Here is a 20,457-nt window from a genome sequence, read left to right as displayed (position 1 = left end):
TTGAAAATACCCGCAACACTACACCGCATCTGCTAACGATGTTAAAACCCATGCCCCGCGGTGTAGGTAACCCCTTATTTACTGACTGCTATCAATAAATTTTTCAATGACCCTTCCCAAAAAGGGCATTGAAAGACCAATGCCCGCTTGACCCGATTCAATCCGTTGTATTCAACTATTTTATGAAACCAGCACCCCGAGATATGAAAGAGACCCTGAGCGCACAACTACAACACATTTTACAGGAAATGAGGAATAACAGGCTGTCAAAAACAGCCGCAATGGAACAGATACAACGACTGAAAGAAGAGATGGCCCGTCTGAATACTACAGAAACATCCTCTTCTGTTCCGGCAGCATCTCCCTTACCTGTAAATGGTTTACCCCCGGTAGCCACCAACGGCCACCATAGCGAGGAGCAACAAAAGGTCATTCAACTACATCTTCCCGCAGCAAATACACTGCACCAGGATACTGATATTACGACCCCGCCGGTAATCGCCCTCACAGGAGCAATGCCCGCCATACCTGATACCCCCGCACTACCGCCTTTCAGCAATGAAATGCCTCCCCCTCCAATATCACGGCAGCTGGATACCATCACCTTACATCAATCATTGCAGGACTCCCTGGCTGCCGCATTATGTATTTCAGTGAATGAAATAGATATAGATCGCAATTTTATTGAATTAGGCCTAGACTCAATTGTAGGGGTAGAATGGGTACGGGTAGTCAATCAGCAATACAATATCAACATATCAGCCACTCGCGTATACGACTATCCCACCATTCGCGAATTCGCTGTAATGCTTCAAGAGGAAGTATCACAACAACCAGGTATACCCCATGTACCCAAAGAGATACCCATAGTTCCGCCTGTTCATAATGTCCCGGCAGCAATAAAACAGCGTGCAGCAGCTACCATAGATATTAATAGCCTTTACGAAGAACTACGCACCAGCCTGGCAGCTATATTATGCCTGGAAGAATCCGCTATAGAAATGGAGCGCAACTTCATTGAACTAGGATTGGATTCTATCGTTGGCGTAGAATGGGTGAGAATGCTCAATCAGCAATATCATACTAACATCGCAGCCACCCGCGTATATGACTATCCAACTATAAAAGAATTTGCGGCATTCCTGGCAGAAGAACTGGATGCCATTACTCCTACCGAAGTAGTAACAGTCGCTTACGAAGTAAATGCCGTAACTGAATATACTTCACCTCCCAAACCGGCAACTCCTATCGCCACACCGGCAGAACTTCCCGCTGCTCCCTACGGACTGGTCATATCCTCTGTCCATCAATTAGACGAAGTAAGCCTTCGTAACTGGCAGGTAGCGCCACCGGCAGCAGGAGAGATCACCATCGCTGTGAAAGCTTCCGCCGTCAACTTCCCTGATACCATGTGTGTCAAAGGCCTGTATCCCACCATGCCGCCTTATCCCTTTGTACCGGGTTTTGAAGCGGCAGGAGTAGTACATGCCATAGGGGAAGGTGTCACCGACTTCAAACTGGGAGATGCCGTGATCGTAATGGCTGGCAGACAGCTCGGAGGACATGCCAGCTTCATGACCGTACCTGCCGGCAATGCAGTAAGAAAACCGGCTAACTTCTCATTCGAAGAAGCCTGTAGCCTGCCGGTAGTATTCGGCACCGTATATTATGCCTTCGAACTGGGACGACTCCAGGAAGGAGAGAAAATATTAATACACACTGCTACCGGTGGCTGTGGCCTGATCGCATGGCAATTGGCTAACCTCAAAGGATGTAGCATATATGCCACCTCGAGCAGAACGGCCAAGCTAGATGTTCTTCGACGATTAGGCGTTGAAAGTGCCATTAACTACCAGGGCGCATTCGATAAAGACATCCGCCAACTAACAGGGGGCAACGGAGTAGATGTAGTACTAAATATGCTGTCAGGAGAAGCCATACAAAAAGGCCTCAACAGCCTGGGGGCAGGTGGCCGATACCTGGAACTGGCAGTACATGGGCTGAAGACCAGCCCCAAACTGGACCTGTCCAGGTTGCTGGAAAATCAGACCATTCATAGCATTGACCTGCGTAAGCTGAGCTTCCGGCATGGTGCAGCAGGCAGGCAACTCCTGGAAGTAATGGTGGCAATGGCAGAAGCCGGACAGATCGTACCCATCGTAAGCAGGATTTATCCGGTACACCAGATCAATGATGCATTGAAATATGTAGATAAGGGAGAACATATCGGTAAAGTGGTCATCAGCCACACCGCAACAGCCATGGAAGATTGCCTGGAACAGTGTATCACCCGCCTGCAGCAACAAAAAAGAGATAGTATACATGCCAGACCGCTGGCCGTGCATCAACTACCTCCTGCCACAACCGGCCCGCTGGCATATGAAGCGGAAGGCATCGCCGTGATTGGGATGAGCGGCCAGTTCCCTCAATCCCCCTCACTGGATGTTTATTGGAAAAATCTCCGGGAAGGAAAGGACTGTATCACAGAGGTGCCGCCAGAAAGATGGGCAGCAGAGCAGTTCTATGACGAAGATCCCACCGCAGTAGGCAAGTCCAACAGTAAATGGATGGGCACATTAGAGGACGTGGACAAATTCGATCCCTTGTTCTTTAACATCTCTCCGGTAGAGGCCGAATTAATGGACCCGCAGCAACGGTTATTCCTTGAAAACTGCTGGCGTTGTATCGAAGATGCTGGCATGCGCCCCTCCGCATTATCAGGTACGCGTTGCGGGGTATTCGCAGGCGTAGCCGCCGGAGATTACGGCCAGGGCCTCGATGCACAAGGACTAAGCGCACAGGGACTCACCGGTGGGGCTACATCAATATTAAGTGCGCGGATCTCGTATCTCCTGAATCTCAAAGGTCCATGCCTCGCAATAGAGACCGCCTGCTCCTCCGCATTGGTCGCCATGGCCGCCGCCTGCGACAGCCTGGTGCTGGGAAGAAGTGACCTGGCACTGGCGGGTGGTGTCTGCGTAATTGCCACCCCCATCATGCACATCCTTACCACCAAAGCAGGAATGTTATCGCCTACCGGGCATTGCTATACGTTCGACGGACGGGCCGATGGCTTCGTGCCGGGAGAAGGGGTAGGAGTAGTGCTGTTAAAACGACTCAGCGATGCAGAAAGGGATGGCGATCATATCTATGGCGTTATCCGCGGCTGGGGCATCAACCAGGATGGAAAGACCAATGGCATTACCGCTCCCAGCGTAAAGTCGCAGACCGCATTGGAACAAGAAGTATATCAGCATTTTAATATAGACCCGGCTACCATCACCATGGTGGAAGCCCACGGTACAGGTACAAAATTGGGAGACCCCATAGAAATCGAAGCATTGACAGCCGCATTCCGTAAGCATACCCGTGCGCAACAATTTTGTGCCATAGGGTCAGTAAAAACAAATATCGGACATGCGCTGACAGCCGCCGGAGCAGCAAGTATGCTGAAAACATTACTGGCAATCCGTCATCAGGAAATACCGCCTTCTTTACACTTTGATACCCTCAATGAACATATACGCCTGGAAGGTAGCCCCTTCTATGTAAATACTTCCTTGCAAAATTGGCAGACTCCGGCAGGCATCCCCCGTCGGGCGGCTGTCAGCTCCTTCGGTTTCAGCGGTACCAACGCGCACTTTGTAGTAGAAGAGTATAAACCAGCGATCCCGCCGCAATCCGTCGAAAACAACCATCCGCTTTCCTCCTTTTTTGTATTGTCAGCAAAAAATAGAGATCGGCTGGAAGCATATGCCGCTACCCTGAAACAATGGTTGCTGGATAAACCCGAAGCAGACCTCACCGCCCTCGCACATACATTGCAGACAGGACGCGAAGCAATGGAACACCGGCTCGCAATCGTAGCCACCTCCGCACAGACACTGATTGCCGGACTCGAACTATTCCTAGGGGGCAAAACAAGTAGCACGGTACAGTGCAATCAGGTCAAAAAGAATCGCGAACAGGTCACCGAACTGGAAGGTGATGAAGAAGCATTGGCACTGGTTAATACTTGGCTGAAGAAAGGAAAACTCAATAAGCTGGCGGGCCTGTGGACAAAAGGTGTAGCCATTCAATGGGAACAACTCTACGGTACCGATTCCCCCAAAAAGATACCGGTACCTACCTATCCGTTTGCCCGCGAACGCTACTGGCTAAACGCCGCACCTGCCAATAACCCACAACCTGCAACATTCGGCCCCGCCGGTGGATCTCATCACTTACACCCCCTCTTACATCATAACATCACTACACTCGAAGAACAAAAATTCTCATCCATATTTACAGGTAAAGAACCTTTCTTCGAACCACAAACAAGTACGTTGCCTGCCGGCTGCCTGCTGGAAATGGGCATACAAGCCGTCCTGCATGCTGGCATCACCTGGACTACAAACACCTATATCCGCTTACAACAGGTACAATGGGGTCCACCACTACAGGTAAACAACAATAGCCGCCTCCTTTATACAACCGTTTATCCACTGGCAACCGGAGGATTTGGATTTGATATCTATGAGGTAGCAGGGATCGAAACAATAGTATACTGCCAGGGAGAGCTCTACCTGAAAGAAATCAGGACCGCCGGAGAAAATGTAGATAAACTGCCGCCCCGGCAGAACATCGAAAGCGGAGAGCAGTATGTCCTCCATCCGGAATGGAGCAAAGGAATGGGGCAGCAAGAGCATAATAGTACAGATACATACCAGTTCTCTACGCTGAATACCTGCGATATTTATGCTCCTGTTACCGCAGCAATGAAGACACATTGCGAATGGCAGGATGATAATAAACGAATCGTCCGTTTCTCGTCGCAGAACGAAAATGGAGAGGTGGCACTCATAGGACAGGAGTTGTTGCTGATAGCAAAAGAAAACGAACCCTCCCTAGTATTGTTATCACCCGGATGGCAGCCGGCTACAGTTATGCATACGCATACTAACTATGTTGCACATGTCATCGTCGCAATAGAGCATACATATAAACCTGTGGCTGAAAACGGCAACCTCCGGGTTATTCAGATTACACCTCCTGCAGGTAATATAGCTGTCGAATTCAGCCATGCAGCCAGCAGCTTGTTCGGGACCATAAAAGCACTATTGGCTGATGGTATAACAGGAAAAACCCTGCTGCAGGTGATAATACCAGCAAAGAAAGAAACAACTTACCTGGGACTGGCAGGGTTATTGAAAACCACCTCCCTGGAACAACCCTTGCTGGAAACACAACTCATCCTCTTAGAGGAGATCACAGATGCTTTACTACCGGAACTACGGAAAGAAAATCCCATACCAGGCAACACAACAGTGATCCGGTATAGAAATGGGCAACGGGAGATCCAACGGCTACATCCCGTAGTAGAAAGATCAGCACAAAGCAACACACCTGTTCGAAAAAATGGTATTTACCTGATAACCGGCGGCGCCGGAGGACTGGGACAGATCTTTGCCCGCGCATTAACACAGGTAGAAAGCAATATTACACTGATCCTCACCGGCCGGCAAACATTATCCGCCGACAGGGAAAAAGAACTGAAAACACTCCGCAGCACAGGCGCCAATATACTATACAAGCAGGTGGACATAACCCGGCAATCGGACGTAACAGCATTGGTGGAGGATATTCGCCGTGCCTATGGCAACCTGCATGGCGTAATACATAGCGCCGGTATCATCCAGGATGACTTCATCATCAGAAAAGAGGAAGGAACTTTCGACCAGGTACTGGCACCAAAAGTGAAAGGCCTGCTATACCTCGATGAAGCAACCACTGACTTATCACTGGACTGGTTCGTTTGTTTCTCCTCCGGGGCAGCCATCAGTGGTAACCCCGGACAGGCAGACTATGCCGCTGCCAATGCTTTCATGGACGCATATGTATATCAGCGTAATGACCAGGTAAAGGCCGGCGTCAAAAAAGGACACTCCTTGTCTCTGAACTGGCCATTATGGGCAGAGGGTGGCATGCAGGTAGACGAAGCTACCCGCGCACATATGTATAACATAGGCCTGCGTCCCCTGGATACGGCAACCGGAATACAAACCTTCTTCCGCACACTCCGGAATGAAGAACCGCAAGTAGTAGTATTATACGGCATCCAATCCCGGCTGCAGATACAGGGCTCACAACAGGTACCGGAAACATCTGCTACATCCGATAGCTTATCTCCGCAAGACCTGCAAAGCCTGAAAGAGAAAACAGGACAGGCCCTGAAACGACTCCTTGCCGCCAGCATAAAACTGGACGCCGAAAAGATCGATTTGGATGAACCACTGGAAACATACGGTATAGATTCGTTATTGATTACCCAGCTCAACCAACACCTGGGTAACATATTCGGAAATATTCCCAAGACGCTGTTCTTCGAATACCGTCATCTGGAAGCATTGACCGAATACTTTATCGAACATCATCAGGCTGCTTGTCTGCAATGGACAAACAGCAACACAAATATCACTGCTCCTGCCGGTATAAATCCCGTACCTGTCAGCAAATTGAAACGGAAAAACGAGGTGAAAATAGGCCGTACGGCTGTACCTGTTATATCATCACATCCGGATCATAACGAACCTATCGCCATTATCGGCATTAGCGGTCGTTATCCGGGTGCTAATAACTTACAGGAGTACTGGACTAATCTGGTAGAGGGAAAAGATGGCATTACCGAGATACCAGCATCCCGCTGGCCGATGGAAGATTTCTATATAGCGGATAAGGAAGAAGCAACTGCTAAAGGAAAAAGCTACAGCAAATGGGGGGGATTTTTATCCGACTTCGCAGCTTTTGATCCCTTGTTCTTCAATATCTCACCGCGGGAAGCCAGGAACATGGACCCGCAGGAACGCCTCTTTATCGAGACCTGCTGGGAAGTGTTAGAAGACGCCGGCTACACCCGCCAGTTACTATCACAGCGTCACCAGCGCAGAGTGGGCGTATTTGCCGGCATCACCAAAACAGGATATGATCTGTATGGACCTGCACTGTGGCAATCAGGAGAACAGGTATATCCACGCACCTCATTCAGCTCCGTCGCCAACAGAGTCTCCTATCTGTTCAACTTACAGGGACCGAGTATCCCGGTGGATACCATGTGCTCCTCATCACTGACAGCTATACACGAAGCTTGTCAACATCTGCTGAGGAACGAATGCGAGCTGGCCATTGCAGGGGGAGTAAACCTATACCTACATCCGGCTAGTTACGTAGAATTATGTGCCCAACAGATGTTGTCCGCAGATGGGAAATGTAAAAGCTTTGGCACAGGCGGAGATGGCTTTGTTCCGGGAGAAGGAGTAGGTACCGTACTGCTCAAGCGTTTGTCAAAGGCAGAAGCAGATGGCGACCATATCTATGCGGTAATACGTAGTACTGCCATCAATCATGGTGGTAAAACAAACGGTTATACCGTTCCTAATCCTACTGCCCAGGGAGAACTGATTCGCACAGCCCTCGATAAAGCAGGAATAGATGCCCGCCAGATCAGTTATATAGAAGCACATGGCACCGGTACCACCCTGGGAGACCCGATAGAGGTAGCTGGTTTGATACAAGCCTTCGGGAAAGATATCCGTGATAAACAGTATTGTGCTTTAGGTACGGTAAAGAGTAATATCGGACACCTGGAAGCAGCAGCGGGTATAGCAGGACTCACCAAAGTATTGCTGCAAATGAAACATGGTATACTGGTGCCTACCTTACATGCTGCAAATACCAATGAACATATTGATTTCCCGAATAGTCCCTTCATCCTCCAACAACAACCGGCAGAATGGAAACGCCCGGAAGTAACAGTAGATGGTATCACCAAAATACATCCTCGTACCGCGGGTATTTCCTCTTTCGGAGCGGGCGGTGCCAACGCACATATCATCGTTGAAGAATATAATCAACTGCCAGTAACACAGCCGGAAGGTGCAGTTATTATCGTATTGTCCGCAAAAGACTCCAACAGGCTGCAGGCCCGTATCCTGCAACTACATCAGGCAATAGCCGGAAGTGCTTACCAGGAGAATGACCTGCATGCCATAGCATATACCTTGCAGACTGGCCGGGAACCGATGGAAGAACGGTTGGCGTTGGTAGTAAACTCCCTGACCGGATTGCAGCAACGATTGAAAGAGATACTGGCAGGACAAAAAGAGGTAGCCGGTACATATACCGGTAATAGCCGCAACCGGAAGGAAATGGGAATAGCTTTTGCCGGTGAAGAAACACAACAATGGTTAGCCAGCTGGATCAGAGATAAACATTATGAAAAGATCGCCAGCCTCTGGGCAAATGGTTGGGAGCTGGACTGGACCTCCTTATATCAGGAGACATTACCGGTACGTATCAGTTTACCAACCTACCCATTTGCGAGGGAAATATATTGGCTGGATACCGCCAAAGCACTAAAGACGCCTTTCGTCGCAGGCTCATCCCAGAAGGACGAAAAAATATCCGGAACAGAAGTACTGGTATTTAGTGAAAAGGAACAACAAGTATCATTGCCGGAAGGACCTGCGCAGACATACAAAACTTTAGTCTGCTTTATCACAGCAGCCCGCAATCGCCAGGAGCTGACTGGCATACTACAGCCGCTGACGCCAGATACAAAAGTGATATTTATTGCACAGGGCATGGGATATCAACGGCATAGCGCACAACAGTACAGCATCCAGCGAACAGATGCTGATACCTATCTGTCCGCTTTGCAACATGTCGTAAAAGATCATGGGCATATAGATGCCGTATTGTATGCCTGGAGCCTGGAAGAAAGCACCGCTGCCGATCATTACTATGATATTACCTTCCTGTTACAGGGCTTGCTCACACTGCAACAGTCGCCTGCCAAGGTCTTATTGGCTGGTAAAGGGCTTTCTTCCTCCCTGGAAGCATGTTATATCGATGCCTGGAGAGGACTGCCGCCGTCTGTAACAGCACTCCTGCCCGTAACCAGCGTACAAACAGTTCGGTTGGCAACCGATAGTGTGATCGGTTCCGAAGATTGGTCGCGCATAGCACAGGAACTGTTGAGTACGCAGAAAGCAACAGCGGTTTACTATAGCGGACAAAGACATGTGGCGCACCTGGAACAACAAACAATCACCGGCAATAATACACTGCTCAAACTAGGAGGAACCTACCTGATCACCGGTGGCAGCGGTAAGTTGGCACAACAGCTCGCAAACTATATTAGCCATCGGTATAAAGCAAATATTATATTGACAGGCAGAAGGCCGGCTGATGAACACATCACAGCGATTATAGCTGCACTGGATACCGCTGGTGGAAATGCCACTTACCTGCAGGCAGACATAACAGAGGCAGTGGCCATGAAACAGGCGATTGCCGCCATCTATCAACGCTACAATAGCTTGGATGGAGTCATCCACACCGCTGGCATCGCTGGCAAGACAGCACTGCCCGGCAAATCCCGGGAAGATATCGAACAGATATTAGCGCCGAAGATCAAAGGAGCATTAGTGCTGGACGATGTACTGGCAGGCAGACAACTGGATTTTGTGGCATATTATGGATCCATCGCTTCCAGATTAGGCGATTTTGGCGCTTGTGATTATGCGGTGGCCAATAGCTTCCTGACGGCGTATGCGCAATACCGTACCCGGCAAAATAAGCCGGGAAGATCCGTTACGATTAGCTGGCCGCTATGGGAGGATGGTGGAATGAATTTCGATAATCAGGACAATAAAAAGTTATATCTGAAGAGTAGCGGCCAACGCCTCTTACAACACGGTGAAGGCCTCTCCTTATTCGATCAGCTGCTGGCACAGCAAGGGTCCGATTTCTTTGTCCTCTCCGGACAGCCCTCCCGGTTATTGACCCTCGCCGGCATTCAGCCACCCCCTGCCACCCCCATCCCGGCAACAGACACTACGCCGCAAGATCTGTACACACAGGTCATGCAGGATATAAAAAAATATATCAGCCAGCTACTTAATATCCCCGAAGATCGACTGTATCCGCAGGATAACCTGGCCGACTTCGGGTTTGATTCTATCAGCTTAGGAGCACTGGCCAAAGCATTGTCTACCCACTACCAATTGGAAATAACACCTGCATTGTTCTTCCGCTATTCGACGATCGGGCAACTAACAGATTACTATAACACGCAACATGCCGATACGCTTCAATTGTTCTACAAACGAAACGAGGAAAAGATCTCCGTACCTGTCGCAAAACCTGATGCGGGCAACAGGGCGATACCTGACACCCTTAATGGTGCCGGCGTAGTAGACCAGCTGCAGGAGCCGATTGCTATCATCGGTATGAGTGGCAGGTTTCCACAGGCACGTAGCGTAGATGAACTGTGGCAGATACTGGCGGCTGGTATAGATGCTGTGACAGAGATCCCCTCCGACAGGTTTAATTGGCGGCAGTACTTTGGCGATCCGATAGAAGATCCCAGTAAAACCAATAGTAAATGGTGTGGCTCCCTGCCAGGTGTAAGGGAGTTCGATCCTGCCTTCTTTGAAATATCACCTAGGGAAGCGATCAGCATAGATCCCCGCCAGCGGTTGTTGTTGCAGGAAGCATGGAATGCATTGGAAGATGCAGGTTATGGTACGCAGAAGATGAAGACCGGACGCATAGGCATGTACGTAGGAGTGGAGGAAGGAGACTATGCACTGGTGGCAAAAGAAGCCGGCAGTGTCACCGCTAATCACAATGGTATACTGGCAGCCCGGCTCGCCTATTTCCTAAACTTCAGTGGCCCCGTAATGGCGATCAATACGGCTTGCTCATCCGGATTAATAGCTGCCCATCAGGCTTGCCTGAGCTTAAGAAATAATGAATGTGATACCGCCCTGGCCGCCGGCGTCAACTTGATGCTAACACCCGAAGGACTGGTAGGAATGGGACAGGCGGGTATGCTCTCCGCAGATGGTAAATGTTTCGCATTCGATAAAAGGGCCAATGGCATGGTGCCTGGAGAAGCAATAACAGTAGTAGTCCTGAAACGACTATCCCGCGCCCTCGCAGATGGAGATGCCATACATGCCGTGATAAAAGGCAGCGGTATCAACTATGATGGAAAAAGTAACGGCATAACAGCTCCCAATGGCGCCGCACAGGCAACACTGCTACAGTCGGTATATGATCAGTATAAGATAGATCCGGAAAATATAGATTATATCGTAACACACGGCACCGCCACACGCCTGGGAGATCCTGTGGAAATACAAGCCCTGGATGAAGCATTCAGCAAATACACCGACAAACGGCAATATTGTGCACTGACTTCCACCAAAAGCAATTTTGGACATAGCTTCGCTGCATCTGGGTTGGTAAGCCTGATCAGTCTCGTTCAGTCGCTACGCCACGAAGTGATACCTCCCAGCCTGCATTGTGAACAGGAAAGCGATTATATCGACTGGACAAACAGCCGCTTCTACGTTAACAAAGCAGCAAAACCATGGAAAGCCGTCAAAGGACAAGTAAGGACGGGTGCTGTCAGCGCATTCGGCATGAGTGGCTCAAACGCCCATATGGTGGTCGAAAGTTTTGAAATGCCGGCAGCAGCAGCACCGGCATTACCTGCTTGTCTGATAGTATTATCCGCCAAAACTGAAAAAGCCTTGTCAGGACGTGCCCAGGAGCTGCTGACATTCCTGGAATCCGGTCGCATAGAAGAAAAAGAGCTGTCATCCCTGGCTTACACTTTGCAAACCGGAAGAGTACATTTCAGATATAGAATAGCCTTTGTAGCACAAGATCTGCGCACCGTCATAAGAATATTACGCAACTACCTGTCTGAAGAAGAAAACACTAGCCTCCTGAAATCAATAGTGCCGGCTTCCTTCCAGACAGAACAGGCCACACGGCAACATATAGCGCAATTGCTCTCCCAATATCAGGCGGTGGAAAATACACCGGCAGCATATCTAGCAAGATTGCAGGAACTGGCCTCCTATTATGGGCAAGGTCATGACATAGCCTGGGAGCAGATATACGGAACCGAAAAACCGTCGATCTTACACCTGCCTGGCTATCCCTTCAGCCGCGAACATTACTGGCCCAATAGTAAAACAACCGCGCCAACGACCGCATCCATCACCATAAAAGCCCCAACCCCAGTGATTAAAGAAGAACTAACCACTCAAAAGCCTGCTGGAATTGCACTTCGGTCGTTATCCGATGTAATACCCGAATTGCCGGTCACTCACCCCCCTGTGGAAGCAGTAGAAGCTGTCGCAGCGCCCGTAACGCCCGTTCAGGCGCCCACGCCGGTAACCACAGCTTATACAGTAGCAACACCGGCCATTAGCATCGAACAATTGGAAGAGGAACTGGCTGCAAGTTTGGCCGAAGTATTGTACCTGCCCTTCGAGGATATTGAGCGCAACAGGAACTTCATCGAAATGGGATTGGATTCCATCGTTGGCGTAGAATGGATACGCGTTATTAACAAACAATATGGCGTTAGCCTGCCGGCTACACGCGTATACGACTACCCTACCATACGCGAGTTTACCGCCATGTTAGGTGATATGATACAGCAACAGGCTGGTAGATCTGCTGTAGCCGATACACCGGCGCCGGTTTCTGTACCAGTGATGGTGGAAACGCCGGAGTTAACATCAACAGCTATCAGCCAACCGGTAAATACACCTTCGGGCCCCGCTATAGATATTCCGCTGGAAACTATCGCCACCGAATTGACAGCCAGCCTCGCAGAAGTATTATACGTAGCTGCAGATGAAATTGATCCGGATAAAAATTTCATCGAAATGGGTTTGGACTCTATCGTGGGGGTAGAATGGATAAGAGCCATCAATAAATTATTTGGGATCACGATTCCGGCTACAAGAGTATATGACTATCCAACTATAAGGGAATTCACTGCCTACCTGGGAGATGCCCTGGCCCGTGAAGCGATCAGAAACGCACCGGCAGCACCAGCCGCCATACCCGAAAAACAGGTGGTCGCTGCACCGTTGACAATGAGAACAACAGCGCCAGTACCCGAAAAAATACCTCCTGCTACCACACCTGCCCCATCAAACGTGCCACCTCCCGCAGATCATTATGGGCTGGTCATTAATACCGTATTGGGACTAGATGAGCTTACCTGGCAACATTGGGATGTTCCTGCCCCGGCGCCGGGAGAAGTGAAGATAAAGGTCATGGCTTCAGCGATTAACTTCCCGGATACTATGTGCGTCAGAGGATTATATCCCACAATTCCAGCCTACCCGTTTGTTCCTGGTTTTGAAATGTCAGGCATTATTGCCCAGGTTGGTGCAGGAGTACAGGGACTACAACCGGGAGATGAAGTAGTAGCACTCGCCGGCGCACAACTGGGAGGACATGCCGCTTATGTAAATGTACCGGCTACCAATGTCGCTATCAAACCTTCGAATATCTCCTTTGAAGAAGTATGTAGCCTGCCCGTCGTATTCGGAACCGTATACTATGCCTACGAACTGGGCAAATTGCAACTGGGCGAAAAAGTATTGATACATACTGCCACCGGTGGATGCGGACTTGTAGCATTGCAACTGGCGCAGCTGAAAGGTTGCGAGATATTTGCCAGCTCTAGCCGCACACACAAGTTAGACCTGCTCCGCCAGTTAGGTGTAAAACATGCCCTGAACTATAAAGAAGATTTCGACAGGCAGATCCGCCAGCTGACAGCAGATCGCGGAGTAGATGTCGTATTGAATATGCTGTCCGGCGATAATATCCAGAAAGGATTAAATAGCCTGGGCGCAGGAGGACGATACCTCGAACTGGCCGTACATGGCCTCAAAACCAGCCCCAAACTGGATCTGTCCCGTCTGCTGCAGAACCAGGTCATCTATAGCATCGACCTTCGGCAGCTGAGTTACCAGCATGGTTTCGCAGGACGCAGCACCCTGGATATTATGAGCGATATGCTGGCATCCGGACAGATTGTACCCATATTGTCAAGGGTCTATCCGCTACACCAGATAAAAGATGCCTTACACTTCGTAGATAAAGGAGACCACATCGGCAAGGTCGTTATCAGCCATAGAGCTACTCAAATGGAAGACCATACAGACCGCCTGCTGGCAAGTCTGCGGGAGCAGGGTAAACAACGCCAGCGCCCGGCTCCATTGCCCATACCAGTTAAATTTCCAACAGCACCTGCCGTAGCAGAAAATGAATCCATTGCTATCATCGGTATCAGCGGACAATTTCCCAAATCTGAAAATCTGTCCGCCTACTGGGAAAACCTCCGCGCAGGCAACAACTGTATCTCCGAAGTACCGGCAGAAAGATGGCCCTTAGACCACTTCTATGATGCAGACCCCAACGCAGCGGGAAAAAGTAACAGCAAATGGATGGGCGTACTGGAAGATGCAGATAAATTCGATCCGCTGTTCTTCAACATTTCACCGGCCGAAGCAGAATTAATGGACCCGCAACAACGGTTATTCCTCGAGAATTGTTGGCGCTGTGTAGAAGATGCCGGTATACGCCCCGGTGCATTGTCCGGTACCCGTACAGGCGTTTTCGTAGGTTGCGCCACCGGCGACTACGGACAAGGGTTTACGGTAGATAACAGCCTGAGTGCACAGGGATTGACAGGTGGTGCTACCTCTATACTAAGCGCGCGTATATCTTATCTGCTGAACCTTAAAGGCCCCTGCCTGGCTATCGAAACAGCTTGTTCATCAGCCTTGGTAGCCATCGCAGAAGCCTGCGACAGCCTGCTGCTCCATCGTAGCGACCTGACACTGGCAGGAGGCGTATGCGTAATGGCAGGTCCCTATATGCATATCCTGACCAGCAAAGCAGGGATGTTATCACCTACCGGTAGATGTTATACTTTCGATGGCCGCGCCGACGGATTCGTACCGGGCGAAGGGGTAGGAGTACTACTATTAAAGAGATTAAGTGAAGCCGAACGGGATGGCGACCGTATCTACGGCACCATCCGCGGATGGGGAATCAACCAGGATGGTAAAACAAATGGTATTACCGCCCCGAGCGTAAAATCCCAGATAGCACTCGAACAGGAAGTATATAGCAGATTTGGCATAGACCCGGCTACCATTACTATGGTAGAATCACATGGTACCGCTACCAAATTGGGAGATCCCATAGAAGTAGAAGCACTGACCACCGCTTTCAGACATTTCACAGATCAGCAGGGCTATTGCGCCCTCGGCTCTGTAAAAAGCAATATCGGCCACCTGCTGACGGCCGCTGGCGCTGCCAGCGTCATCAAAGTGCTCCTGGCAATGCAACATAAAGAACTGCCGCCAACGATCAATTTTGAAACACTTAATGAACATATTGACCTCTCCGCAAGCCCCTTCTACATTAATACCAACCTGCGCCCATGGCAGACAGCGGCGAACATACCTCGTCGGGCTGCCATCAGCTCCTTTGGTTTCAGCGGTACCAATGCTCACCTGGTACTGGAGGAATATCCACAACAAACGCCACCCGTAACAACACAGGTAACACCCCTGTCATCCCTCTTTTTATTATCCGCTCGTAACGACGAAAGACTACAGGCCTATGCCTCCGTCCTAAGAGCTTACCTGGATAAAGAACAAACGCTACACTTACCGGCACTGGCATTCACCTTACAAACCGGCAGAGATGCCATGAGCAGCCGCCTGGCCATTATCGCCGACAATAGAGAGAAACTGCTGCTTGCACTGGATAACTTCCTCGCAAATAAACCTGGAGGAGGATGGCTGGGTGGTCAGGCTAAAAAAGGTCGTGATGGTGTAACCGTACTGGAAGGAGATGAAGATGTAACATCACTGGTACACACCTGGATACAAAAGAAAAAGATCCGGAAAGTAGCCGAACTCTGGAGCAAAGGCATGGATATTACCTGGGAATCGTTGTATAACGCAACTCCGCCCGCACGTATCTCCGTTCCAACTTATCCGTTTGCACGTGAACGCTACTGGATCAGTGACAGTGGTCAATCAACATCCGGTACTAACAATACCGGAATGATACACCCATTGTTACATCACAATACCTCAGATATCAACGGCCTCCGCTTTAGCAGTCACTTCGCATCCATCGGTCAATACGAATCTGCAGCTGCATTGTGTTGCCTGGAAATGGCCATCGCTGCGATCAGACAGGCCAAAAAGGCAGGCGGGCAAACCATCGTGTTGCAGAACATCAGCTGGCCGGCAGCGATCGACGCGGTTAGTGACCTGACATTACATGTGAATATATATCCGCAGGAAGAAGAAATGCAATTCGAAGTATACAGCCTTGATAGCGAAGGAGCTGCAGTAGTCTATTGTGAGGGTAGCGGGTATAGTGAACAAAGGATATCAAACTCCGTCCCATCGGTACAAGTTGAAAACTTACCTGCTATATCGGTCACTGACAACAAAAATGAGAACATCACACTGCCCCCTTCACTTCTCCTCGGACTACAGAAGTTGATCAGCAATACAACTGGGCTGTCGGGTATACCTACTTATCTGGCACAACTGGAAATATTTGACAGCATACCGGAAAACAGCCGGGTATCAATATCCCTGGACCCACAGCAGACCGGCAACACCTTACTGGAGATTATATTATATAACGATAACGGCTCTCCTTATGCGCGGTTCGGTCAGCTACAATGGAACACGCATACGGAAAATCACGGTACCCCCGTATTATTGCGTCCTGAATGGGTGACGAAAGAAGTGCCCGCGGATAAAGCCGCAGCAACCGGCGCGCACTGGGTCATCTGTTGCGAAAGAACAGAGGAAGAAACTACATACATACGTAACACACTAAGCAATATTGCCGGGATACGGAACTGGAAAGACGAGGGCGAAGCAGATAAAGCAGCCTCCTACAGCAAACATGCGCTCGCGTTGTTCAATCTGGTGCAACACCTCCTACTGGATAAAGGCAGTGAAAAGATCAGGATACAGGTATTGGTCAATGATGACGAAAGCAGTCTGCTATATCAAGGACTGGCGGCTATACTACAGACCGCACAAAAAGAAAATCCCCGCTTAAACGGACAAGTGATCACAATACCTGCCGGTATAACATTGGAGGCATTAAAATCCTGCATACAGGATAATGCAAGTACCAGCGATACCCTCATCAGATACGACCGGCAGCTTCGCAGGTCCGTACTGCAGTGGTCACCATTGCCGGTTACGGAGGCCATTCAGCCTTGGAGACAGGGTGGCGTCTATCTCATCACCGGAGGTATAGGAGGATTGGGATTGCTGTTCGCTCAGCATATCACGAACGCTACCAACGGAAAAGTAACATTGATCCTTACCGGCAGAAGCGAACTGTCGGCAGACAAACAGGCAATACTGGACCTGCTTAAAAATAAAGGTGCGGGTGTTATCTATGAGCGGGTAGATGTAACAGATAGAAAAGGCTTGGATGAGTTGATCACCCGTATCGTCAACAATCATCGTACGTTGAATGGTGTGATCCACAGCGCTGGATGGATCCATGACAATTTCATTATTCGTAAATCGGCCACGGAATTCACACAGGTACTGCTACCTAAAGTAGCTGGCATTTGGCAGCTAGATCAGGCAACACAGTCGTTACCCCTTGATCACTTTATATGTTTCTCATCTGTAGCTGGCGCTGCCGGAAATGAAGGCCAGGCTGACTACGCCGCCGGGAATGCTTTCATGGATGCCTTCAGCCATTACAGGAACGAAAGGGTGAAGCAAGGCAGCCGTAAAGGACATACCATCTCCATCAACTGGCCCCTCTGGACATCCGGCGGTATGCAGGTAGATGCCGCTACAGCAGCTCAATTACAACAACGGGGATTCAATACATTGGATACCGCAGCGGGTATTGCCGCTTGTTACCGCGCACTCTCTTCCAATGAATCCCAGGTAATGGTGCTGCCAGCCTCCCGCGTAGAAAAACAACCACCTGTAGCCCAGCCCCGGGTTATCCATACAACAAATACGATCAATAATATCACCCCCGATATACTAAAGGAAAAAATACTACTTCGGCTAAAACAGCTCCTGGGCAAACATGCAAAACTGGACCCTGCCAGGATAGAAGTAGATGAGGCGCTGGAGAACTATGGGATCGATTCTATCTTGATCACCAACCTCAACCAGGAACTGGTAACCGTGTTCGGTAGTATTTCCAAAACATTGTTCTTCGAATACCAGACATTATCCGCATTGGCTACCTACTTTATAGCTCATTACGAAGAAGCCTGTATTAACTGGATAGGGGGAACAACAAATACACCTCCGGTTACTGCAAAAGCAATCCCGCTGCAACAACGTACCGCCTATAAAAGCCCCCAAAGGATCAAAAAAACAATATCCCAGACAGTAGCGAATACGCTTGCATTCCAACACGATCCCATTGCTATCATCGGGCTGCACGGCCGGTATCCGCAGGCAGACAACCTGCAGCAATATTGGGAAAATCTCAAAGCTGGTAAAGATTGTATTACGGAAATACCCAATGAAAGATGGTCCCTGGATGGCTTCTACCAGCCCGATCAGCAAAAGGCAGTGGAAGAGGGTAAGAGCTACAGTAAATGGGGTGGATTCCTGAATGACTTTGCAGCCTTTGATCCCTTGTTCTTTAACATCTCACCGCTGGAAGCCATCAATATGGACCCGCAGGAAAGATTATTCCTCGAGAGTTGCTGGTTGGTATTGGAGGATGCTGGCTATACTAAAGAACTACTGTCTTCCCGTCATCAACGTAGAGTAGGCGTTTTTGCAGGGATCACCAAAACAGGATTCGACCTCTATGGACCTCTGTTATGGCAGCAGGGATCAAAACTTGCCCCACATACGTCTTTCAGCTCCGTGGCCAACCGTATATCTTATCTGCTGAACCTGCAAGGCCCAAGTATGCCGATTGATACAATGTGCTCCTCCTCGCTTACCGCCATACACGAAGCGTGTGAATATATAAGACGTGGAGATTGTGAAATGGCCATTGCCGGTGGCGTAAACCTCTATGTACATCCGGCAAGCTATATAGGGCTTTCTGCACAGTTCATGTTGTCTGCTGGTAATGAATGCCGCAGCTTCGGTGCCGGTGGTGATGGTTTTGTTCCGGGAGAAGGCGTAGGTACCGTACTGCTGAAAAGGCTTTCACAGGCAGAAGCAGATGGAGACCACATCTACGCTGTCATTCGCAGCAGTAGTATTAATCATGGTGGTAAAACAAATGGATACACCGTTCCCAACCCGGCTGCACAGGCAGAACTGATCAGGCATACTATGGATAAAGCAGGTATCCATGCCCGGAGTATCAGCTATATCGAAGCACATGGAACAGGCACCGCATTAGGAGATCCGGTGGAGATTACCGCACTAACACAGGCATTCGTAAAAGATACCGGCGAAAAAGAATATTGCGCTTTAGGATCTGTAAAAAGTAATATCGGCCACCTGGAATCTGCTGCGGGCATCGCTGGCCTCACCAAAGTAGTACTACAATTACAACATGGAGTGCTAGTTCCTACACTACATGCAACAACCCCCAATCCTAATCTCGAGCTGTCCGCATCACCTTTCGTCTTGCAACAGTCATTACAGGAATGGCGCCGCCCGGAGACTATGGTGAATGGGGTAATCAGCACATTCCCGCGCATCGCAGGTATTTCCTCCTTTGGCGCTGGCGGCGCTAACGCTCATCTGATCATAGAAGAATATGCCGGCCGCATACGGGAAACAGCAGTGACGAATGCTGCACCGGTTATAATAGTACTGTCTGCAAAAAATAAAGAGCGACTGAAGGAAATGGTAAATGGATGGTACAATTGGTTGTCCTACACCGCTCTTTCAGATAAAGACCTACCGGCTATTGCCTTCACCTTGCAGACAGGCAGGGAAGCAATGGAAGAAAGACTGGCCCTGACCGTCTCTTCACTGTCCGAACTTAAACAGGGGTTGGAACAGTTCCTGTCTGGTCAGACCATTATCGAACATCTCTATACAGGAGGGGTAAGATCGAACAAAGAAGCCCTCAGTATATTCGCTGGAGAGGAACTTCAGCAAACCATCACCAATTGGATACAACAGGGTAAATGGCATAAGCTGGCAGAAGCCTGGGTAAAAGGCGTTCAGGTAGATTGGAACACGATCTATCAAGGGCTACCGCCGGAAAGAATAAGTCTGCCTGGGTATAAATTTGCGAAAGAACGTTACTGGCTGGATGGAGAAAAACTGCTTACCCAACCGCTGACCGCTAACATTACCGCTACTGCACTGCTTAACAAGGTGCATTTGTTCCAGCCGGTACAGAAACCTGTCCAGGCAACAGGAACAGCTCACTATACGCGCAAATATTTGCTGTTGTGCAATCCCGTACCCGATAGCAATACAGGACTAGCCAAAGCGTTACCCGATGTAACCGTCATTACGTTACATACAGAACAAACATCGATCACCGATCGCTACACAGCATATTCTATCCAACTGTTAGATTGGCTGAAACAATTATGCGCTGCCGGACAAACCACAAAAACGCTCATTCAGGTAC

1 protein-coding gene (running past one end of the window) is annotated in these 20,457 nt (G+C 49.5%); it reads left to right on the top strand.

The window, feature by feature from the left end; translation table 11 throughout:
* Nucleotides 1-182: 182 nt before the first annotated feature.
* Nucleotides 183-20,457 carry the start of an SDR family NAD(P)-dependent oxidoreductase gene (locus KTO58_RS09980; protein WP_225860175.1) on the top strand. The gene runs 20,426 nt beyond the window's last position, so only the first 20,275 of its 40,701 coding nucleotides appear in the window; its start codon is at nt 183-185; the stop codon falls past the right edge of the window.

The sequence above is a fragment of the Chitinophaga pendula genome (assembly GCF_020386615.1).
GTDB classification, from domain to species: Bacteria; Bacteroidota; Bacteroidia; order Chitinophagales; family Chitinophagaceae; genus Chitinophaga; species Chitinophaga pendula.
Note: the sequence above shows the minus strand (reverse complement) of the source record. Positions and strands in the feature narration are given on the sequence as shown.